The sequence below is a fragment of the Streptomyces sp. NPDC043738 genome (genome assembly GCF_056436545.1).
In genome coordinates, this window is record NZ_JBWKCJ010000005.1 from 167,995 (window position 1) to 190,021 (window position 22,027).

At 70.9% G+C, this 22,027-nt stretch carries 16 protein-coding genes; 5 read left to right on the plus strand and 11 right to left on the minus strand.

Features of this window, described 5'->3' with window-relative positions; genetic code table 11:
- Positions 1–88 precede the first annotated feature (88 nt).
- Positions 89–1,684 carry a purple acid phosphatase family protein gene (locus tag AC0680_RS09920; protein ID WP_478626420.1) on the plus strand — a complete coding sequence of 532 codons (1,596 nt, stop codon included), beginning with the start codon at positions 89–91 and terminating at the stop codon, positions 1,682–1,684.
- A 175-nt stretch (positions 1,685–1,859) separates the two neighbouring features.
- Here AC0680_RS09920 and AC0680_RS09925 read toward each other — a convergent pair whose 3' ends face one another.
- The gene (locus tag AC0680_RS09925) at positions 1,860–1,991 is read right to left on the minus strand and encodes a hypothetical protein (RefSeq protein ID WP_085925161.1); all 132 of its coding nucleotides are present in this window, start codon (positions 1,989–1,991) and stop codon (positions 1,860–1,862) included.
- A 354-nt stretch (positions 1,992–2,345) separates the two neighbouring features.
- On the opposite strand from AC0680_RS09925, the gene AC0680_RS09930 reads away from it, so the two are divergent.
- Entirely contained in the window at positions 2,346–2,981 is a 636-nt protein-coding gene (locus AC0680_RS09930; RefSeq protein ID WP_478626422.1) for a Uma2 family endonuclease, read from the plus strand.
- A gap of 69 nt (positions 2,982–3,050) precedes the next feature.
- Here AC0680_RS09930 and pruA read toward each other — a convergent pair whose 3' ends face one another.
- The gene (gene pruA, locus AC0680_RS09935) at positions 3,051–4,682 is read right to left on the minus strand and encodes an L-glutamate gamma-semialdehyde dehydrogenase (protein ID WP_478626424.1); all 1,632 of its coding nucleotides are present in this window, start codon (positions 4,680–4,682) and stop codon (positions 3,051–3,053) included.
- Between the two features lie 144 nt (positions 4,683–4,826).
- The gene (locus tag AC0680_RS09940) at positions 4,827–5,753 is read right to left on the minus strand and encodes a proline dehydrogenase family protein (RefSeq protein WP_478626425.1); all 927 of its coding nucleotides are present in this window, start codon (positions 5,751–5,753) and stop codon (positions 4,827–4,829) included.
- 204 nt (positions 5,754–5,957) lie between these two features.
- On the opposite strand from AC0680_RS09940, the gene AC0680_RS09945 reads away from it, so the two are divergent.
- Together AC0680_RS09945 and AC0680_RS09950 are read left to right on the plus strand one after the other, a co-directional pair.
- Entirely contained in the window at positions 5,958–7,199 is a 1,242-nt protein-coding gene (locus tag AC0680_RS09945) for a PucR family transcriptional regulator (protein WP_478626713.1), read from the plus strand.
- A gap of 333 nt (positions 7,200–7,532) precedes the next feature.
- A complete protein-coding gene (locus AC0680_RS09950) occupies positions 7,533–9,158 on the plus strand; it encodes a DHA2 family efflux MFS transporter permease subunit (protein ID WP_478626427.1) in 1,626 nt (541 codons plus the stop codon).
- A gap of 61 nt (positions 9,159–9,219) precedes the next feature.
- Here AC0680_RS09950 and AC0680_RS09955 read toward each other — a convergent pair whose 3' ends face one another.
- The 8 genes from AC0680_RS09955 to AC0680_RS09990 form a co-directional block, all read right to left on the minus strand.
- Positions 9,220–9,816, minus strand: a complete 597-nt coding sequence (locus AC0680_RS09955) for a TetR/AcrR family transcriptional regulator (RefSeq protein WP_478626429.1) — start codon at positions 9,814–9,816, stop codon at positions 9,220–9,222.
- An 82-nt stretch (positions 9,817–9,898) separates the two neighbouring features.
- A complete protein-coding gene (locus AC0680_RS09960; protein WP_478626431.1) occupies positions 9,899–10,873 on the minus strand; it encodes a YsnF/AvaK domain-containing protein in 975 nt (324 codons plus the stop codon).
- 161 nt (positions 10,874–11,034) lie between these two features.
- The gene (gene serA / locus AC0680_RS09965) at positions 11,035–12,627 is read right to left on the minus strand and encodes a phosphoglycerate dehydrogenase (protein ID WP_478626433.1); all 1,593 of its coding nucleotides are present in this window, start codon (positions 12,625–12,627) and stop codon (positions 11,035–11,037) included.
- 272 nt (positions 12,628–12,899) lie between these two features.
- Positions 12,900–13,898, minus strand: coding sequence for a ketol-acid reductoisomerase (ilvC, locus tag AC0680_RS09970; protein WP_468974789.1), 999 nt, complete (start codon positions 13,896–13,898; stop codon positions 12,900–12,902).
- A 111-nt stretch (positions 13,899–14,009) separates the two neighbouring features.
- Positions 14,010–14,534 (minus strand): acetolactate synthase small subunit, encoded by a 525-nt coding sequence (ilvN, locus tag AC0680_RS09975; protein ID WP_384431750.1) that lies wholly within the window; start codon positions 14,532–14,534, stop codon positions 14,010–14,012.
- A gap of 41 nt (positions 14,535–14,575) precedes the next feature.
- Entirely contained in the window at positions 14,576–16,435 is a 1,860-nt protein-coding gene (locus AC0680_RS09980; RefSeq protein ID WP_384431753.1) for an acetolactate synthase large subunit, read from the minus strand.
- 207 nt (positions 16,436–16,642) lie between these two features.
- Positions 16,643–19,591: a putative bifunctional diguanylate cyclase/phosphodiesterase gene (locus AC0680_RS09985; RefSeq protein ID WP_478626436.1), complete on the minus strand. Its 2,949-nt coding sequence runs from the start codon at positions 19,589–19,591 to the stop codon at positions 16,643–16,645.
- Between the two features lie 290 nt (positions 19,592–19,881).
- Positions 19,882–20,859: a 2-hydroxyacid dehydrogenase gene (locus AC0680_RS09990; RefSeq protein ID WP_478626438.1), complete on the minus strand. Its 978-nt coding sequence runs from the start codon at positions 20,857–20,859 to the stop codon at positions 19,882–19,884.
- 88 nt (positions 20,860–20,947) lie between these two features.
- Between AC0680_RS09990 and AC0680_RS09995 the strand changes: the two genes are divergently transcribed.
- Positions 20,948–21,994: an aldo/keto reductase gene (locus tag AC0680_RS09995; RefSeq protein ID WP_478626440.1), complete on the plus strand. Its 1,047-nt coding sequence runs from the start codon at positions 20,948–20,950 to the stop codon at positions 21,992–21,994.
- The last annotated feature ends 33 nt before the right edge of the window (positions 21,995–22,027 follow it).

The following is a 22,027-nucleotide window of genomic DNA, read 5'->3' on the forward strand; positions in this document are numbered from 1 at the left end:
TCCGCCATACGGACAGATGGGGAGCCGGTCAACCTCCGTTCACCGCAACGCCCCGTAACGGTCGGGTGATGCTGCGACATTCGCTGCCATGACTGGAAATCCCCGCAGGGACGCTCCCCTGCCCTCGCACACCCCGCGCGTCGGTGTACCGGAGCGGCTCGCGGCCCGGATGAGCATGCCCGAGCAGCATGAATACCTCCGCACGAAGCTGACCCGCCGGGGCCTGCTGCGCACCTCGGCCGCCACCGCGGGAGTGGTCGCGGGATCCGGTCTGCTGACCGGTTCGGCCACGGCCGTCTCCCCCGCCCCGTCGGCCCCCTCCGCCACCGTCGCCGTCGACGGGTCCCTCGTCGCCCCCTTCGGCCGCCACCTCGCCTTCGGCGCCGACCCCAGGAGCCAGATGCGGGTGAGCTGGCAGGTGCCGCTCGCGGTCCGGCGGCCCTTCATCCGGGTGGGCCTGCGGCCCTGGGACCTCGGGCTCAAGATCGAGGCCGAGGTGCGTGCGCTGCACACCCCCTCGCTCTCCTCGAAGCTGCCCGCCGTGGAGCAGTACTACCTGCACGCGGCCCTCGACGGCCTGCGGCCGGGCACCACGTACTACTACGGCGTCGGGCACGACGGCTTCGACCCGGCCGACGCGCGCCACTTCTCCACGGTCGGCACCTTCCGCACCGCCCCGGCCCGCGCCGAGAAGTTCGTCTTCACCGCCTTCGGCGACCAGGGCGTCAGCTACCACGCGCTCGCCAACGACCAGCTGATCCTGGGTCAGAACCCGTCCTTCCACCTGCACGCGGGCGACATCTGCTATGCGGACACCGACGGGCAGGGCTCCGACCACGACGCCTACGACGCGCGGGTGTGGGACCAGTTCCTCGCCCAGACCGAGTCGGTGGCCAAGTCCGTGCCGTGGATGGTGACCACCGGCAACCACGACATGGAGGCCTGGTACTCGCCCGACGGCTACGGCGGCCAGAACGCCCGCTGGTCGCTGCCCGGCAACGGCCCGGACGCCCACCGCGCCCCCGGCGTGTACTCCTTCACCTACGGCAACGTCGCGGTCGTCGCCCTGGACGCCAACGACGTCTCGTACGAGATCCCCGCCAACCAGGGCTACACCGGTGGCGAGCAGACCCGCTGGCTCGACCGCCGCCTGGCACAGCTGCGCGCCGCCGAGGACATCGACTTCATCGTGGTCTTCTTCCACCACTGCGCCTTCTCCACCACCAACGCGCACGCCTCCGAGGGCGGCGTGCGCGACGCCTGGCTGCCGCTGTTCGACAAGCACCGGGTGGACCTGGTCATCAACGGGCACAACCACGTCTACGAGCGGACCGACGCCCTCAGGGGCGGCCGGGTCGCCAAGAAGATGCCGATCGGCGAGCGCGTCGACAGCGCACGCGAGGGCATCGTCTACGTCACCGCCGGCGGCGCGGGCAGGGCCCTGTACGACTTCCCCGTGCCCGACAGCTACGAGGGCCACGTCAAGGACCTCGACCACGTCGAGACGTTCCACTGGTCCAAAGGCCAGGTCAAGATCAAGGACACCGTGGAGTGGTCCCGGGTCCGCTACACCGGCTACTCGTTCATCGCCGTCGAGGTCTCCCCGGGCCACCGCCCGCGGATGAAGGTCACCGCGCTGGCCGAATCCGGCGAGCGCATCGACCACTTCGAGGTGACCCGCTAGGGGCACCCGCAGGCCGCGGGGGCGCCCGGGATCCGGGCGCCCCTGGCGGCGTTCAGGAGAGGGCGTTCAGGAGAGGAAGAGCCACCGAGCCACGGACAGCCGGATCCGCCAGCAGCAGCGGCAGGGCACCGACGCCGGCCTCGACAGCACCCGCCCGGGTCGCGCGCGCAGCATCTCAGTGCCCGGTGGAGCCGCCGTTGTCACGGCGGTCGAGGGCGCGCTGGAGAGCGGCCGCGGCGTTACGCCGGTCGGCTTCGTTGGTCGTACGGACGGAGTGACGGGTCCTGCGGACGGCGGTCTCGGCCATGATTCACGTCTCCAATGCCAAAGCCCCGAGAACAAAAGGGATGCGTCGATCCAGAAGCGGCCGGAAGGGGCGGGAGCCACGGCGCGGCAGGGGTCACCTGCGCTCACGCACCGGGCCGCATCCGCCTTCGCTCGATCGAGCGAGACGTTCGGCTTCTACAAACGTAGGGCAGCTCGGCCGTGATGTCTGCACAATTACTTGGGCTTCCTACTATCTGAGACGGGGCGAGCGTGTGCTCGAACGAGTGACCTCTTGGCATATGCCAGCTGGAGGGCTTGAGGCGTGGCTAGCGTCGCGGTGTCGCTTGTGCCACGAGGCCGAGCCCGCCCACACTTGAGGAGGAGGTGCTGCACCATGACCGCTCTCGCACACGAGGCGCCGGAGGCCGCGATGTCCGGACCTGACCGGGATGAGTATCTGTGGCAGACATGGAAAGCCATGGAACTTCCCGAGGGCCTTCACGCCGAGATCATCGAGGGAGCCCTAGAGGTGTCGCCTACCGGTCGTCATCGCCACAGCAGGACCAGTCGTGAGTTCCGTCGGGAGCTGGGGAAGTTTCTCGAGGCGCAGTCGAGTGCCTACATCACCGACAACGACATGAACGTCATACAGGGCTTCGAAGTCGTGATCCCGGACGCCTACGTCGCTCCTGAGGACGACGAGGAGTTCATCACCGAGGACGGGCTCGGTCTTGATGCCCGTTGCGTAGCGCTCGTCCTGGAAGTGGTCTCTCCCGGATGGGACGGAATGCAACGCGACCGAGTACGCAAGCGCCGCTTGTACGCCCGGATGGGGATCCCCACGTACGTCATCATCGACGACTACGACGGAGACGGCATCGTCACGGTGCTCACCTCCCCCTCCCCCGAGGACGCCAACTACGCCACCTCGACCCGTATGCCGTACGGCACCGACGTGATCGTCCCCGAAGGCCCCGCCAAGGGCTTCGTCATCGGCGAGTCCATCACCGGCCCGCCCCGCAACGCCTGACGCGACGCCGACGGCCCGGCGCCCCTGACGAGAGGGGTGCCGGGCCGTCGGCGTGGTCGCCCGTGGGCGTCAGCCCATGTGCGGGTAGCGGTAGTCCGTCGGCGGGACCAGCGTCTCCTTGATGGAGCGGGTGGAGGTCCAGCGCATCAGGTTCTGCTTGGCACCGGCCTTGTCGTTGGTGCCGGACGCCCGGCCGCCACCGAAGGGCTGCTGGCCGACGACGGCGCCGGTGGGCTTGTCGTTGATGTAGAAGTTGCCGGCCGCGAAGCGCAGCTTCTCGCAGGTGACGGCGGCCGCCGCACGGTCCTGGGCGATGACGCAACCGGTCAGGCCGTAGGCCGAGGCGGACTCCATCTGGGTGAGCATGTCGTCGTAGTCGGCGTCGTCGTAGACATAGACGCCGAGGATCGGGCCGAAGTACTCGTCCTTGAAGATCTCGTTCTCCGGGTCGGTGGAGACCAGGACCGTCGGGCGGACGAAGTAGCCCTCGCTGTCGTCGTACGTGCCGCCGGCCACGACCTCGACGGTCGGGTCGGCCTTGGCGCGGTCGATCGCCGCCTTGTTCTTGGCGAAGGAGCGCTCGTCGATCACGGCGCCCATGAAGTTCGCCAGCTCCGAGACGTCGCCCATGGTCAGCGACTCGACCTCGGCGGCGAACTCCTCCTTGAAGCCGGCGTTCCACAGGGAGGCCGGGACGTACGCGCGGGAGGCCGCGGAGCACTTCTGGCCCTGGAACTCGAAGGCGCCACGGGTCATGGCGGTCTTCAGCACGGCGCGGTCGGCCGTGGGGTGGGCGACGATGAAGTCCTTGCCGCCGGTCTCGCCGACCAGACGCGGGTAGGTCTTGTAGTTCTCGATGTTGTTGCCGACCGTCTTCCACAGGTACTGGAAGGTCTTGGTCGAGCCGGTGAAGTGGATGCCCGCCAGGTCGGGGTGGGTCAGCGCCACCTCGGAGACGTCCTTGCCGTCACCGGTGACGAGGTTGATCACGCCCTTGGGCAGACCGGCCTCCTCCAGCAGCTGCATCAGCAGCACGGCGGCGAAGGTCTGGGTCGGGGACGGCTTCCAGACGACCACGTTGCCCATGAGGGCGGGAGCGGTCGGGAGGTTGCCGGCGATCGCGGTGAAGTTGAACGGCGTGATCGCGTAGACGAAGCCTTCGAGGGGACGGTGGTCCGAGCGGTTCCACACGCCCGGGGAGTTCGCCGGGGGCTGCTCGGCGAGGATCTGGCGCGCGAAGTGCACATTGAAGCGCCAGAAGTCGATCAACTCGCAGGGGGTGTCGATCTCGGCCTGCTGAGCGGTCTTGGACTGGCCGAGCATGGTGGCGGCGGCCATCGTCTCGCGCCACGGGCCGGAGAGCAGCTCCGCGGCCCGCAGGATGATCGCGGCACGGTCGTCGAAGGACATCGCGCGCCAGGCCGGGGCGGCGGCCAGCGCGGCGTCCACCGCGTCCTGGGCGTCGGCGACCGTGGCGTTGGCGTACGTGCCGAGCCGGGCCGAGTGGTTGTGCGGCTGTACGACGTCGAAGCGCTCGCCGCCACCCATCCGCCGCTCCCCGCCGATGGTCATCGGCAGCTCGATCGGGTTGCCGGCGAGTTCCTTGAGCTTGGCCTCCAGGCGGGAGCGCTCGGGGCTGCCGGGGGCGTAGGTGTGGACCGGCTCGTTCACCGGCACGGGGACCTGGGTCACAGCGTCCATGGCCGTTCTCCTTCGATCGTCGGTTCGTACGTACTGCGGTCTTTTGGGGCGTCCGTCATCCTCGTGTCGCGAGCGACCTCAGGCTGCCGCCCCCCGGGGGACGACCCCCGGACCCCCGGCCGAGAACTCGCTTGCTCATGTCCGTCATCCTCGTGTCGCCAGCGACCTCAGGAAGAAGCCGAGGTTCGCGGGGCGCTCGGCGAGCCGACGCATGAAGTATCCGTACCAATCAGTGCCATAGGGGATGTACACCCGCATGCGGTTCCCCTCGGCGACCAGCCGCTGCTGCTCCGCCTCGCGGATGCCGAACAGCATCTGGAACTCGTAGTCGGTCGGCTTGCGCCCGTTGCGGTGCGCCAGCTCCTGGGCGATGGCGACCATCCGCGGGTCGTGCGAGCCGATCATGGGGTAGCCCTGCCCGGCCATCAGGATCTTCAAGCAGCGCACATAGGCCTTGTCGACCTCCCGCTTGTCCTGGAAGGCGACCGTCGCGGGCTCCTTGTACGCGCCCTTGACCAGTCGCACCCGGGAGCCTTCCCCGGCCAGCGCATGGCAGTCGTCCTCGGTGCGGAAGAGGTAGGACTGCACCACCGCGCCCGTCTGGGGGAAGCGCCCGCGCAGCTCGGCGAGGATGGCGAGGGTGGAGTCGACCGTGGTGTGGTCCTCCATGTCGAGGGTCACCGTCGTGCCGGCCGCGGCGGCCGCCTCGACCACCGGAGTGACGTTCTTCAGCGCCAGCTCGTGCCCGCCGGCCAGCGCCTGGCCGAAGGCCGACAGCTTGACCGACATCTCGGCCTTGACGCCGAGCCCGTGCTCCTTGAGGGCCTCGGCCAGCTGGAGGTAGGCGTCGCGGTTGCGCAGCGCCTCGGCCGGGTCGGTGATGTCCTCGCCCAGGTGGTCGAGGGTGACCTCCATGCCGCGCGCGGCCAGGGACCGTACGGCCGCCATGGACTCGTCCAGATGCTCGCCGGCGACGAACCGGTCCACCACCGGACGGGTGACCGGAGCGGCCGCGACGATACGGCGGATGCTGTCGCTGCGCGCTGCGGCGAGGAGCACGGGACCCAGCATGGGGCACCTCCACGATTCAGGATGACAAATGCCATGCGAACGCCGGACGAGGCGGATGCCCCGGCACGAATGAGCCACCTGAAATTTAAGGATCGCGCCACTTCCCGGCCATCGACAGCTGTCACGCCTTCGTGGTCGGGATCTCAGACAGATGTATGAGAATGGTGGGGGGTGACCACTGCGACAGGAGAGGGCCGACGAGGCATGCGGGGCGACTACCAGCAGCTCGTGGACGAGATCTCGGCGGCGCTCGGCGCGCCGGCGACGCTGGAGGACCGGGATTTCGGGCTGATCGCGTTCGGCGCGCACGAGGGCGAGGACGACGAGGTCATGGACCCGGTGCGGACCCGTTCGATCCTGCAGCGGCGCTCGTCGGCGGCGGTACGGGCCTGGTTCGAGGCGTTCGGGATCGCCCGGGCCACGACGGCGCTGCGCATTCCGCCGGACCCGGCGGCCGGGGTCTTCCGCGGCCGGATCTGTCTGCCCGTACGCCATCAGGGCATCGCGCACGGCTACGTCTGGCTGCTGGACGACGGGCATCTGAGCGACCTCGCCCTGGGTGGCCGCGGCACCCCGCCCGATCCGCGGATCGCCCAGGCCATGGAGACCGCCGCCCGGATCGGCGCGCTGCTGGCCGCCGAGTCCCGCGCCGGAACCGAACTCGGGGATCTGCTGCGGCAGTTGCTGCTCACCGAGCCCGCCGGGCGGCCGGCCGCCGCGGCCGCGCTGCGCGACGCCCTGCGGGACACCCTGCGCTTCAGCTCCGGGGTGCCGCTCACCGTGGTCGCGGTGACCCCCTGGGACACCTCGGACACCGGCGCGGCGCCGCTGCCGAGCCTGCCGGGGCTGCTCGCGGCGTGTGCGCTGCGCGCCGGCGACCTTCCGGGGTCCGCGGCGGCCGGACCCGCCCTGGCCGCCCTGGTGCGGCTGCGGTCGACCGGTGCGCTCACCCCCGCCCACACGGTGGCCGAACATCTGCTGCGCTCGCCGCGCGCGGGCGCCGCGGCGGCCGCCGGGCCCCACCCCGCGCGGCCCGGTCCGGGCGCCGCCGGGATCGGTATCGGCGTACGGGAGCTGACCGACCTCCCGGCCGCCTGGCGCGAGGCCCTGGACGCCGCCCGCGCGGCCCGCGCCGAGCCCCGGCTGGGGCCGATCGTCCAGTGGGACGCCATCGGCTCGTACCGCATGCTGACCGCGCTGCCCGCCACCGATCCCGACCCCGCGATCGGCCCGCTGCTCACCCCCGCACACGCCGAACTCGCCCGCACCGCCGAGGTGTTCCTCGACTGCGCGGGCCAGGCCGGGCGCACCGCACAGGCCCTGGGCATCCACCGCCAGACGCTCTACTACCGGCTCGGCCGGGTGGAGAAGCTGACCGGCCTCGACCTGGACGACGGCGAGCACCGGCTGCTGCTGCACATGGCCCTCAAGGCGGCGCGCCTGTAGGGGCGTTGAGGAATCCGACGGCTCCGGGCGCTGTGTTACGGTGCGAGTCGACTTCTCACCGTTGGGCATTCCGCCTCGCCAACCAGCTTCCCCCGGGTCCCGATGACACGGGGAAGGTGGAAGTCACTCATCACATCCTGACAAGGGTGTTCTGTGATGGTGACGACGTGCGTCTGCCCTTCCGGTCCTTTCCGAGGCCTTCGGGGACTGCCGGGGACTGCCGGGACCGTGTTCCGACGTGAGCACCGCTTTGGCATCAGCGGCCTGGTCGGCGTCAGCGGCCCGGTCCGCGTCATCGCCAGCAGAACCGGTTCCCTCAGGGAGGTTTCCGGAGTGCCGGAAGTCATTTCCACCCCGCACCCGTCCACGCGGCATCCATGGCGGGTACTCGCGATCATGTGCATCGGCTTCTTCATGTCGTTGCTCGACGGATCCATCGTCAACGTCGCCGTTCCCACGTTGATCCACGGCCTGGGCGCCTCCTACGACCAGGTGCTGTGGGTCGTCGACGGCTATCTGCTGGTCTTCTCGGTGCTGCTGATCAGCACCGGGCGGCTGGGGGACGTCTTCGGCTACCGCCGGCTCTACGTGATCGGCATCGTCACCTTCACCATCGCCTCGGCGCTGTGCGGGCTGGCCGGCTCGCCGGCCCTGTTGCTGACCGCGCGGGCACTGCAGGGGCTCGGCGGGGCGCTGCTGTTCCCCCAGGTCATCTCGTCGATCCTGACGGTCTTCCCGCCGCGGCTGCGGGGCCGGGCGTTCGGCCTGTTCGGCGCGATCGCCGGTTCGGCCCCGATCCTCGGCCCGGTCGTCGGCGGTTTCCTGCTCGCCCACCTCAGCTGGCGCTGGATCTTCTTCCTCAACGTCCCGATCGGCATCGCCACCGCCGTGCTGGCGCTGACCTGCGTGCCGCCCATGCGCTCGGGCCGCACCCACCGGCTCGACCTGGTCGGCGTCGCGCTGGCCACCGCCGGGCTGAGCGGCATCGTGTTCGGCCTGATCGAGGGCGAGCGCTACGACTGGGGCACCATCGCCGGGCCGATCGGCATCACCTCGGTCATCGTCGCGGGCGTCGTGCTGCTGGCGGTGTTCGTCGTGTGGCAGCACCGGCAGCGGGGTGAGCCCCTGATGCCCCCGGCCCTGTTCGGCACGCGCAACTTCGCGGTCGGCAACGGAGTCGGGTTCGTCTTCCAACTCGGCATGATCGGCATCATGTTCGTCCTGGTGCTGTACCTGCAGACGGCCCGCGGGTACTCGGCGCTGGAGACCGGCCTGGCGGTGCTGCCGAACGCCGTGCTCACCGCGGTCGGCTCGGCGTACGCCGGGCGGCTGTCGGACCGGTTCGGCGGCAAGTACGTCCTGATGGCCGGGATGACGCTGCTGGCCGTCGGCCTGCTGGTACTGCTCGGCCTGGCCGGCCCCACCAGCAGTGCGTGGAGCCTGCTGCCGGGCCTGCTCATCATCGGGATCGCCAGCGGCGCCACGTTCGCACCACTGCAGCAGGCCACCACGGACGGCGTGGACCCGCGGCTGGCCGGGGCGGCCTCCGGCGTCTCCGGCACCACCCGGCAGATCGGCGGCGTCCTCGGCACCGCCGTACTGGGCACCCTGCTGTCGGCCCGTCTCTCCTCGGCCCTGCGCGCCGAGGCCGAGAAGCACGCCGGCCGGCTGCCGGAGGAGTTGCGCGCCCGGTTCATCGGCGACAGCGCCGCCGCCGCGCAGAACTACGGCCCGCCCGCGCCGCCCAGCGGCCTGAACCCGGCCACGGCCGGCCTGTACGAACGCGTCACCGCCGACACCTTCGCCGGGGGCTTCGTCGACGCCATGCAGACCGTCCTCATGGCGTGCGCCGCCGCTCTGGTGGCCGCCGCGGCGCTCTGTCTCCTGTTCAGCCCGCACAAGAAGCCCACGGCCGAGCCGGCTCGGCGGAGGCGGGCCGAAACCGCACCGCAGGAGTGACCCGGCACTGACATGGTCGCGGCCTGGTGGCCGCGGCCGTCGTCGGGCTCCTGACGGCGGGTCACCCCTTGCGCAGCACCTCGCCCGCGGTGACCCGCCGCAGCGCGGCCGCCAGGTCGTCCCCGGAGGGCAGTGCGTCGGGGGTGACCAGCGACTGCACCATGAGGCCGGTGAGCAGGGCCTGGTAGAAGGAGCCGACGACGCGGGCCGCCTCCGCGTCGACCTCGGTGTCCGGCACCCCTTCGAAGATCGCGACGAGGCCCTCGTTGCCCTCCGGCAGCACCGCGCCGATCGCCTCGCGCAGCTTCTCGTCGCGCGGCAGCAGCCCCAGCACCTCGACCTGCGCGGCGATGAACTCCCGTTCCGTGGCGATCCGCCGCAGGACGTTGTCCCAGACCGCGGCGAACCGCTCCAGCGGGTCCGCGTCCGCCGCCCGCGCGCCGCCGGCGGACGGCGCCTCGGCCACGCTCGCGCCCCACTCCTCGCTGGACGCGATGACCGCCTGGCGCATCAGGGCGTCCTTGGAGCCGTAGTGGTATCCGATGGAGGCGAGGTTGGCGCCAGAGGCGGCCACGATGTCGCGTGCGGTGGTGCGCGCGTACCCCTTCTCCAGCAGGCAGCGCTTGGCGCCTTCCAGAAGATCTTCACGGTGTCCCATGGCGGCAGCCTAGCTCTGCGCATACGCTCGTACCAGACGGCTGTCTTAAACGTACGTATACGTTCTGGCGGTCATCCCCGGGTCACCGGGGGCGGTCCGGGCCGGGGCCCTTGCGCGGGCCCGTGCCGTCGTCGATCTCGACCTCTTCCCGGTGGATCTCGGTGGTGATCTCCTTCTGCTCGGTCACCCGCTCGGTCTCCAGCCACACCCGCTCGACCGGCACCATCTTCTTGCTGATCGTGGGCTGCTCCTCGTGCAGGACGACCTCGGACCGGCCGTGACCGGCCCGCGGCGCCGCCCGGCCCGCCCTCCGGTCCTCCTCGGTGATCTTCTCGCGGACCACCCGCACCTCCTCATGCGTGACCGGGACGGTGCGGTGCACCTCCTCGGTGACCAGGTGCTTGCTCAGGTGGACCCGGCCGGTCACCCGCTCCTCGGTGCCGATCTCCAGCCGCTCCTCGGAGAGCACGATCTCGGCGGCGGGCTCACCACCGGGCCGGGTGTCCGCCCCGGCGCGGCCGCGCGTGGCCGCGCCCGCCCCGGCCGGCGGCTGGTCGAAGAGCTTGTTGCGCTCGCCGCGCGCCGGGGTGTGGGCCGTGGTGTCCGCCATGGCCCGGGTCCCGGCCCCGGCCGCACCCGCGGCGGGCCGCGGCCCGGGGCCGGACGCCAGGATGGTGTCGGCGCGGGCGCGGTCGTCGGCGACGCCTTCGAGCCCGCCGGCGTCGGAGGGGTCATCCGGCCGCATCAGCCCGTAGTGGCGGTAGAGCCGGGCCTCTTCGGACGGGTCGAGATGGCCGTCGGCGTCGATCCGCGGCGCCTCCTTGATGGTGTCCTTGGTGTGCGGAACGCGCAGCTCACCGCCGGTCCGGCGGGCCCCGGCGAGCGGAATGAAGGTCTCCTTCATCCCGAACAGGCCGGTACGCACGGTGATCCACTCGGGGTCGTTGGTCGCGTCGTCCCGGTAGACCTGCTGGACCGTACCCACCTTCACGCCGTCCACATCGACCACCCGCAGACCGGTCAGGCTCTGCGGGGAGTCACCCACAGGTGCATTCATGGCGTGTCCTCCTTCCGCCGCGCGGCGGCGGGGGCGTGCACGCTTCCCCGTGCACTCCTCCCATTGCGCGCCGCCGGGCGGAGCCACGCAAGCGCGGACGCCAACGGGCCCGGACTCCGCGAAAGCGGGGTCCGGGCCCGTTGACCTGCGAGATCGTACGATCAGTCGCCGAGGTTCACCGCACGCACGGAGGTCGCGCCGATCTCGTCGGAGATCTCGCTCAGCACGCCCGGCGGAATCGTGTCGTCGACGGTCAGCGCGACCAGCGCCTCGCCACCGACATCGGCCCGGGAGACCTGCATCCCGCCGATGTTGATGCCCGCCTCGCCCAGGATCCGGCCGACGGTGCCGACGACGCCGGGGCGGTCGCTGTAGCGCATGAACGCCATGTGGTCCGCGAGCGACAGATCGATCGAGTGGTCGCCGACCGCCACGATCTTCTGGGTGTTCTTGTGGCCGGAGAGCGTGCCGGAGATCGACACCTCGTCGCCGCCCGCGAGGGTGCCGCGCACGGTCACCACGTTGCGGTGCTCGGGCGACTCGCTGCTGGTCGTCAGGCGCACCTCCACACCGCGCTCCTGCGCGAACAGGGGGGCGTTGACGTACGACACGGTCTCGTCCACGACGTCCTCGAACACGCCCTTGAGCGCGGAGAGTTCGAGCACCTTGACGTCGTGCTGGGTGATCTCGCCGTACACCTCCACGTCGAGGCGCATGGCCACCTCGCCGGCCAGTGCGGTGAAGATCCGGCCCAGCCGCTCGGCCAGCGGCAGCCCCGGCTTGACGTCCTCGGCGATCACGCCGCCCTGGACGTTGACCGCGTCCGGCACCAGCTCGCCGGCGAGCGCCAGGCGCACCGACTTGGCGACCGCGATACCGGCCTTCTCCTGCGCCTCACCCGTCGAAGCGCCCAGGTGCGGGGTGGCCACGACCTGGTCGAACTCGAAGAGCGGGGAGTCGGTGCACGGCTCGACGGCGTAGACGTCCAGTCCCGCGCCGGCCACCCGGCCCTCCTTCAGCGCGCTGGCCAGCGCCACCTCGTCGACGATCCCGCCACGCGCGGCGTTGACGATCCGGACCGACGGCTTGACCTTGCGCAGCGCCTCGTCGCCGATGAGACCGACCGTCTCGGGAGTCTTGGGGAGGTGGACGGTGATGAAGTCCGAGACCTCCAGCAGCTCGTCGAGGGTCAGCAGCTTGACGCCCATCTGGGCGGCACGGGCCGGCTGGACGTAGGGGTCGTAGGCGACGACCTTCATGCCGAACGCCGACATCCGCTGGGCGACCAGGACGCCGATCCGGCCGAGGCCGACCACGCCGAGGGTCTTCTCGCTGAGCTCGACGCCGGTGTACTTGCTGCGCTTCCACTCGCCGTTCTTCAGGGCGGTGTTGGCCTGCGGGATGTTGCGGGCCGTGGCGACCAGCAGACCGCAGGCGAGCTCGGCGGCGGTGACGATGTTGGAGGTCGGTGCGTTGACGACCATCACGCCGGCCTTGGTGGCGGCGGAGACGTCGACGTTGTCCAGGCCCACGCCCGCACGGGCGACGACCTTCAGCTTCTTGGCGGCGGCGATGGCCTCGGCGTCGATCTTCGTCGCGCTGCGCACGAGGACGGCGTCGACATCGACGATCGCGGGGAGCAGCTCGGCGCGGTCCGCGCCGTTGCAGTGCCGGATCTCGAAGTCCGGGCCGAGGGCGTCGACGGTGGCGGGCGACAGCTCTTCGGCGATCAGTACGACAGGTTTCGAGCTCACGTGGTCTTCAGTCCTCACTAGTCCTTCGCGGACGGCCGTCCCGACGGCCGAAGGCGGTGAAGGGGGAAAGCCGCGTGGAAGACGCACGACGTTGTGGGCCTGAACGCGCTTGTGATGGGCAGTGTAGTGGCGGTGGAGGGCGCGTCCTGCGCCGTTGCGGAAGGATCACCCGTGCGTGGTTCTACGCGGTGGACAAGGCGCCTGGTCGGCGCCCGGCCGGACACATGGACGAGGGGGCCGCGAGATGCTTCGCGACCCCCTGTCCGTCGGGCTTACGCCTCGTCGTCCACCCAGCTCATCAGCTTGCGCAGCTGCTTGCCGGTGGTCTCCAGGAGGTGGCCCTCGTCGGCCTTCTTGTACTCGTTGTACTTCGGCAGACCGGCCTTGTACTCCGCCATCCAGTTGTTGGCGAAGGTGCCGTCCTGGATCTCGGCGAGGACCTTCTTCATCTCCGCCTTGGTGGCGTCGGTGACGACGCGCGGGCCGGTGACGTAGTCGCCCCACTCGGCGGTCTCGGAGACCGACCAGCGCATCTTCTCCAGGCCGCCCTCGTACATCAGGTCCACGATCAGCTTCAGCTCGTGGAGGCACTCGAAGTACGCGATCTCCGGCTGGTAGCCCGCCTCGACCAGCGTCTCGAAGCCGGCCTTGACCAGCGCCGAGGCGCCACCGCAGAGCACCGCCTGCTCACCGAACAGGTCGGTCTCGGTCTCCTCGGTGAAGGTGGTCTTGATGACGCCGGCGCGGGTGCCGCCGATGCCCTTGGCGTAGGAGAGCGCCAGCTCGAAGGCCTTGCCGGAGGCGTCCTGCTCGACGGCCGCGATGCACGGCACGCCGCGGCCCTCCTCGTACTGGCGGCGCACGAGGTGGCCCGGGCCCTTGGGGGCGACCATGCACACGTCCACGCCGGCCGGAGCCTTGATGAAGCCGAAGCGGATGTTGAAGCCGTGGCCGAAGAACAGCGCGTCGCCGTCCTTCAGGTGGTCCTTGATGGACTCCTCGTAGACCTCGGCCTGGATCGGGTCCGGGACCAGGATCATGATGACGTCGGCCTCGGCCGCGGCCTCGGCCGGAGTCACCACACGCAGGCCCTGCTCCTCGGCCTTGGCCTTGGACTTGGAGCCCTCGTGCAGACCGACGCGCACGTCGACGCCCGAGTCGCGCAGGGACAGCGCGTGGGCGTGGCCCTGGCTTCCGTAGCCGATCACCGCGACCTTGCGGTTCTGGATGATGGACAGGTCGGCGTCGTCGTCGTAGAACAGCTCGGCCACTTCGGGTATCTCCTTGGATCTAGCGGGGTGCCCACACAGTACGTCGGGCGGGGTCGGGAAGGTCGGTGGGTCTCGCCATACGGTCGAAACGGACCGCCGGCGGATGGGCCGTCAGGCCGAACGGTCCAGTGCGCGCAGCGAGCGGTCCGTGATGGAGCGGGCGCCACGGCCTATGGCGATCGTGCCGGACTGCACCAGTTCCTTGATGCCGAACGGCTCCAGCATCTTCAGCATCGCCTCCAGCTTCTCGCTGGACCCGGTGGCCTCGATGGTGACCGCCTCGGGGGAGACGTCCACGGTCTTGGCGCGGAAGAGCTGGACGATCTCGACGATCTGCGAGCGGGTCTCGTTGTCCGCGCGGACCTTGACCAGGACCAGTTCGCGCTGGATCGCGGCGGCCGGCTCCAGCTCGACGATCTTCAGGACGTTGACGAGCTTGTTGAGCTGCTTGGTGACCTGCTCCAGCGGCAGCGACTCGACGCTGACCACGATGGTGATGCGGGAGATGTCGGGGTGCTCGGTGACCCCGACCGCGAGCGAGTCGATGTTGAAGCCGCGGCGGGAGAACAGCGCGGCGATCCGGGCGAGGATGCCGGGGGTGTTCTCCACCAGGACGGAGAGCGTGTGCTTGGACATGGTCTTCTCTCTTCTTCCGTGCGTCCGTGTCGTCCTGGGCTCTAGTCGTCTTCGCTGTCGCCGAAGTCGGGACGCACGCCCCGGGCGGCCATGACCTCGTCGTTGGAGGTGCCGGCGGCGACCATCGGCCACACCTGGGCGTCCTCGTGGACGATGAAGTCCACCACGACCGGGCGGTCGTTGATGGCATTGGCCTCCGCGATGACCTTGTCCAGCTCGTCCGGGGACTCGCAGCGCATCGCCACACAGCCCATCGCCTCGGACAGCTTCACGAAGTCCGGGATGCGGGTACCGGCGCTCGGCTGCTTGCCGTCCGCCTCCGGGCCGCTGTGCAGCACGGTGTTGGAGTAGCGCTGGTTGTAGAACAGGGTCTGCCACTGGCGGACCATGCCCAGCGCGCCGTTGTTGATGATCGCGACCTTGATCGGGATGTTGTTCAGCGCGCAGGTGACCAGCTCCTGGTTGGTCATCTGGAAGCAGCCGTCGCCGTCGATCGCCCAGACCGTGCGGCCGGGCTGCCCCGCCTTGGCGCCCATGGCGGCGGGCACGGCGTAGCCCATCGTGCCGGCGCCGCCGGAGTTCAGCCAGGTGGCGGGCTGCTCGTAGTCGATGAAGTGGGCGGCCCACATCTGGTGCTGGCCGACGCCCGCGGCGTAGATGGTGTCGGCGGGGGCGAGCTGACCGATCCGCTGGATGACCTGCTGCGGCGACAGGCTGCCGTCGTCCGGCAGGTCGTAGCCCAGCGGGTAGGTCTCGCGCCAGCGGTTGAGGTCCTTCCACCAGGCGCTGTAGTCGCCCTTGTGGCCGGCGTCGTGCTCGGCCTGGACGGCGACGATCAGGTCGGCGATGACCTCGCGGGCGTCACCGACGATCGGCACGTCCGCAGCGCGGTTCTTGCCGATCTCCGCCGGGTCGATGTCCGCGTGCACGACCTTGGCGTACGGCGCGAACGAGTCCAGCTTGCCGGTGACCCGGTCGTCGAAGCGGGCGCCGAGGGTGATCAGCAGGTCCGACTTCTGCAGCGCGGTGACCGCGGTGACCGCGCCGTGCATGCCGGGCATGCCGACGTGCTGGGGGTGGCTGTCGGGGAACGCGCCCAGCGCCATCAGCGTGGTGGTGACCGGCGCCCCGGTCAGCTCGGCGAGCACCTTCAGCTCGGCGGTGGCGCCGGCCTTGAGCACCCCGCCGCCGACGTAGAGCACCGGGCGCTTGGACTCGGCGATCAGCCGGGCCGCCTCGCGGATCTGCTTGGCGTGCGGCTTGGTGACCGGGCGGTAGCCGGGCAGCTCGGTGTGCGGCGGCCAGACGAAGGTGGTCTGCGCCTGGAGGGCGTCCTTGGCGATGTCGACCAGGACCGGGCCGGGGCGGCCGGTGGAGGCGATGTGGAACGCCTCGGCGATCGTCCGGGGGATCTCGGCGGGGTCGGTGACCAGGAAGTTGTGCTTGGTGATCGGCATCGTGATGCCGCAGATGTCCGCCTCCTGGAAGGCGTCCGTGCCGATCGCCTTGGAGGCGACCTGGCCGGTGATCGCGACCAGCGGGACGGAGTCCATGTGCGCGTCGGCGATCGGGGTGACGAGGTTGGTGGCACCGGGACCGGAGGTCGCCATGCACACCCCGACCTTGCCGGTGGCCTGGGCGTACCCCGTGGCGGCGTGCCCGGCGCCCTGCTCGTGGCGGACCAGGATGTGCCGGACCTTCGAGGAGTCCATCATCGGGTCGTACGCAGGCAGGATCGCACCGCCGGGGATGCCGAACACGGTGTCGGCCCCGACCTCCTCCAGCGAACGGATGAGGGACTGCGCGCCCGTGACGTGCTCGACGGTGGCGGGCTGCTGCGGTCCGCCGGAGTTACGGGCCCGCGGCTGCGGATGGTGGGCCCCGGAGGCCTGCTCGGTCATCTGCGTCTCTTCTCGAAGCTGAGGGTTTTGGCGGGATTTGTGAGGTTGCTATGCAACAAAAAACCCCTCGTGCCGTGAGGCAAGCGAGGGGAGCGCGTCGGTGCGGTCAGCTGGGTTTCATCGGGCCCAGCTTCAGCCGACGCGCTTTCCAAGTACGAGAATTCGGGTGCGCATGGCACTGACCCTCCCCCCGCCGTGCACCGAGTGTCAAGTGGGTGGGACGGAGGTCTCACTATTTGAGCGCAATGGCGGATGCACGAGCGAATCCGGGCCCGCCAGCCCGCCGCGCCGGACGGGCAGTCCGCTGCCGCTGAGCACCACCGCACGGCCCTGCCCGGCCAGGTCCGGAACGGGGAAGCCGGAGTGCGTCAGCGTGCGCCGCAGCCGGTGCTCGTCGAGCGGCCCGGAGAACGCCACGCCCATGCCGTGCGTGCAGCCCATGGAGCGCAGTGCGAGGACCTGCTCGGGCAGGTCGACGCCGTCCGCGACGGACTGCATGCCCAGGTCGCCGGCGATCCGCAGCAGCCCGGCGGTGATCTTGTGCAGCCGCGAGGACTCCACCACGCCGTCGACCAGCCCGCGGTCCAGCCGCAGCACGTCGATGGGGAGCCGGCGCAGCGCGCTGATCGCGGCGTACCCGCTGCCGAAGCCGTCCAGGGCGATCCGCACGCCGATGCGGCGCAGCGCGACCAGCCGGCGCTCCAGATCGTCCAGCGGGAGCCGGGGATCACTTTCGGACAATTCCAGGACGAGCGCGCGGGAGGGCAGGCCATGCCGGGTGAGCAGCGACTCGACGCCCTTGGGGGACAGCGAGCGGTCCAGCAGCCGCCGGGCCGAGAGCCGGACCGCGACCGGGATCTGATGGCCGGCGCGGTGGCGCGCCGCGGCCTGCTCGACCGCCTCCTGCAGCTGCCAGCGGTCCAGCTCGGCGGCGCGGTCGCCGTCTTCGGTGTACCGGCCGCGGTCGCCGACCCGCAGGAATTCGGCCGGGGTGAACAGGATGCCCTGGGCGGAGCGCCAGCGGGCATGTGCCGCGACCGCGGTGACCCGTCCGCTGGCCAGCTCGACCACCGGCTGGTGCAGCAGCGCGAATTCGCCGTCCTGGAGGGCCGTACGCAGCTTGGTGGCGAGTTCGGCGCGGTGGGCGACCTCGTCCTGCAGCTGCGGGGCGTACAGCTCCACCCGGCCCTTGCCGGCCTGCTTGGCGCGGTACATCGCCAGGTCGGCGTTGCGCAGCAGACCCGCGGGGGTGACGCCGGGCTCGGCGAAGGCGACGCCGATGCTGGCGGCGACGCGTACGTCCCGGCCGTCGATGCGGTACGGCTCGGAGAGCTTGATGCGCAGGCGGTCGGCGATCTCGTGGATCCGGAACTCACGGGCGGCGCGGTCGCGGGTGCCATCGCCCGTGATCAGCGCGGCGAACTCGTCGCCGCCCAGCCGCGCCGCTATGTCCCCGGAGCGCACCGAGTCGCCGAGCCTGCGGGCGGCCTGCACCAGCAGCTCGTCGCCCGCCTGATGCCCGATGGTGTCGTTGACCTGCTTGAAGCCGTCGAGGTCGATGTAGAGCACGGCGGTGTCGTGGTCGCTGGCCCGGCGGCCGGTGACCGCCTTGGTGACGCGTTCGGTGAACAGCGCGCGGTTGGGCAGGTCGGTGAGCGCGTCGTGCGAGGCGTTGTGCTGGAGCTGGGCCTGCAGCCGGACCCGCTCCGTGACGTCGCGGGAGTTGAAGATCAGCCCGCCGTGATGGCGGTTGACCGTGGACTCGACGTTCAGCCAGCCTCCCCCACTCTCGGCTTCGCTCGAGCGGGAGGCGCCCCCACCGCCCGAGCGCCGCTCGCCGGCGCGGAAGCGGCATTCGATCCGGGTGGTCGGCTCGTCCTCGGGGTCGGCGGCGAGGAACCTGCGGACCTCGTGGACGACCCGGCCCAGGTCCTCGGGGTGGATCAGCGACGCCAGCTCGGAGCCGACCAGCTCCTCCGCGTCCCGCCCGTAGACACCGGCCGCGGCCGGGCTCACATAGCGCAGCACACCGGACGGGGCGGCGATCATGATGACGTCGCTGGAGCCCTGCACCAGGGAGCGGAAGTGGTTCTCCTTCTGGGCCAGCTCCTGTGTGAGGGTGATGTTGTCGAGCAGCATGATGCCCTGGCGGACGACCAGTGCGAGGACGACCGTGCAGCCGGTGAAGAGCACCACGCGGTCGATCCGCCGGCCGCCCAGGACGTTGGTGAGGATGCCCAGGGTGCACACCGCGGCGGCGAGGTACGGGGTGAGCGCGGCGAGCGAGCCGGCGATGGGGCGGCTGCCGTGCGGCTGCGGGCGGCGGGCGGGCTCGGCCTCTTCGGGCTCCTCCTCGCCCGCGCGGCGGGCGACCCAGGGCGCGTAGGCGAGCAGTATCGAGCCGGCGAACCACCCGGCGTCCAGGATCTGGCCGGAGCGGTAGTGCTCACGCAGCAGCGGCGAGCTGAACAGGGCGTCGCACAGCACCGTCAACGCCAGTGCCGCGACGGCGGTGTTGATGGCGGAGCGGTGAACGGACGAGCGCCTGAAGTGCAGCGCCAGCACCATGCTCACCAGCACGATGTCCAGCAGCGGATAGGCCAGCGACAGTGCGCTCTGCGCCACGCTGCGGCCCTGGAAGTGGGCGGTGTGCGCGAGCGCGAGGCTCCAGGAGAGCGTCAGCAGCGACCCGGCGATCAGCCAGGAGTCCAGCCCCAGGCAGACCCAGCCGGCCCTGGTGACCGGCCGCTTGGCGAGCACCAGCAGACCGACGATGGCCGGCGGCGCGAACAGCAGGAAGCAGAAGTCGGCCAGCGAGGGGCTGGGCACCGTGGTCCCCTCGATGACCTCGTACCATCCCCATACGCCGTTGCCGATGCCCGCCATCCCCGAGGAGGCGGCGAACAGCATCCAGGCCGGGCGGAACCGGCTGCGGTGCCGGCGCGCGTACAGACCGCAGGAGACCGCCGCCACCAGGGCCGCGAAGCTGAGGCCGAAGTCGCCCATGAACATGGCGACTTGGCGGGAGCCCCAGCCGAATGCGGCACCGACGGCATAGCCGCCGCAGACCACGGCCAGGACGATCTGCGGCACCGCGCTCGCCGGACCGCCGGCCGGCGCGGACGACCTGGAGAGCATCGCCCCGGGGGCACTCACCGTGCTCTCCCGGTGTCCCGTGCGGGGATTCGTCGCGGACGGTGCGCCCGGGGGCCTCGCCGCGTTCCCGCGGGCGCTCGTGGATCACGCATCTCGCGGATCGTCCATCGGCCGTACATCGCCCGTCGCCCCCCTCGCGTTCCGGATCTTTCCCATCGCGCCGCTTTCGTCCGGCGCCGTCCCCGATCGGGACGATACACCAGTTCCGTCACTCAGGGACATAGCACCTCTACGGAGCGTGACAGGTAGCGCGATTTGAATACCCCCTGCAGTCGTACGGCCTCGTAGCGCTACGCGCAACCGCTTTCGCCGGCGGTGGCGACCACGTTGCGCAGGGGTTCGCCGGCCGCGAAAAGCGTCAACTGCTCCCGCAGCAGCCGCTTCGCACGGGGCAGGAAGGCAGAGCTGGGGCCACCGACGTGTGGAGTGATGAGCACGCCGGGAGCGTGCCACAGCGGGTGTCCGGCGGGCAGGGGTTCCGGATCGGTGACGTCGAGCGCCGCGCGAAGCCGCCCGGACTCCAGTTCGCCGAGCAGCGCCTGGGTGTCGACGATCGGGCCGCGCGCGATGTTCACCAGCAGTGCGCCGTCCTTCATCCGCGCCAGGAAATCGCCTCCGACCAGGCCACGGGTGCCGTCGGTGAGCGGAGCGGCGAGCACGACGACATCCGCCGCGGGCAGGAGGGCGGACAGGTCGGCGAGTGGATGCACAGGGCCGCGCACAGTGTCACGCGCGGTGCGTGCGACGCGCACCACCCGCGCACATTCAAAAGGCGTGAGCCGGTCTTCGATGGCACTGCCGATCGAACCATAGCCCACAATGAGGATCGACTTGTCGGCGAGCGCGGGACGGAAGCCCGGCCGCCACTCCCCCGCGTCCTGACTCCGCACGAAGCCGGGGATGTCGCGCAGCGCCGCCAGGATCAGGGTGAGCGCCAGCTCCGCGGTGCTGGCGTCGTGCAGCCCGCGGGCGTTGCACAGTTGGGCACCGGGCGGCATCTGCGCCAGCCCGGGCAGCATGTGCTCGATGCCGGCGGTGAGGGTCTGTACGACCCGGACCCGGCTCATCCGGGACAGCGGGCGCAGGCTCGCCTCCGCGCCCTTCATGTAGGGGACGACGTAGCACACGCACCGGGCCGGATCGGCCGGGAAGTCGGGTCCGGCGTCCCAGTGGAGGTAGCGGAATCCGTCGGGCAGGCCCTCGATCTCGCCGGGCGGGATCGGGAGCCAGACGTCGTTCGCGTCGGTGCGCTGGTCTGCGGTTGCCATGGCCAGAGGCTATGCGAAGAGATGTTCTGCTCAGACGTTAGTTTGGTCTGGCCCTTGATCGGGGGCGAGGGGACGGAGGCACAACCAGGTGGAGCGCAGGACAATCGGCGCGGCGGCCCTCGAAGTGGGTGCCATCGGGCTCGGCTGCATGCCGATGAGCTGGGGGTACACCGAGTCGCAGCGCAACAAGGAGGGGTCGCTGCGGGCCGTGCACACCGCGCTGGACCGGGGCTCCAGCCTGCTGGACACCGCCGATATGTACGGGCCGTTCACCAACGAACTGCTGGTGGGGCGGGTGCTCAAGGAGCGGCGGGCGGAGGCGTTCGTGTCGACCAAGTGCGGGCTGTTGGTCGGCGAGCAGCACATCGTCGCCAACGGGCGGCCGGGGTACGTCAAGCGGGCCTGCGACGCCTCGCTGCGCCGGCTGCAGACCGACCACATCGACCTCTACCAGCTGCACCGGGCCGACCCGGAGGTGCCCATCGAGGAGACCTGGGGGGCGATGGCGGAGCTGGTGGCGGCCGGGAAGGTACGGTCGCTGGGGCTGTGCGCGGTGGGCGCGCGGGCGGTACGGCAGGCACGACCGCCGCTCACCGCCCGTACGCAGCGGCGGACGGGGCCTGCGGCTTTGCGCCCCCGCTCCCGGTTGCACGACACCACACTGGCCCAACTGGAGCGCATCCAGCAGGTTTTCCCGGTCAGCAGCGTGCAGGCCGAGCTGTCGGTGTGGTCCCCGGAGGCGCTGGAGGAGCTGCTGCCGTGGTGCGCGTCGCGGGGCATCGGTTTCCTGGCGGCGATGCCGCTGGGCAACGGCTATCTGACCGGCACCCTCACCCCGGGACAGGGCTTCGAACCGGCGGACATACGGGCCCGCCACCCGCGCTTCACCGCCGAGATGATGGCCTCGAACCAGCCGGTGGTGGCCGGCCTGCGGCGGATCGGCGACCGGTACGGCGCGACGCCGGGGCAGGTGGCGCTGGCCTGGGTGCTGGCACAGGGCCGTCATGTCGTCCCCGTACCGGGCACGAAGAAGGAGCGGTGGGCCGCGCAGAACGCCGCGGCGGCGGATCTGGCGCTCACCCGCGAGGACCTGGCGGAGATCGCGGCGCTGCCGCCGGCGCTTCAGTCCTGGTAGCCGCGACGGTGCCGGCACCGCGGGTGCCGACGG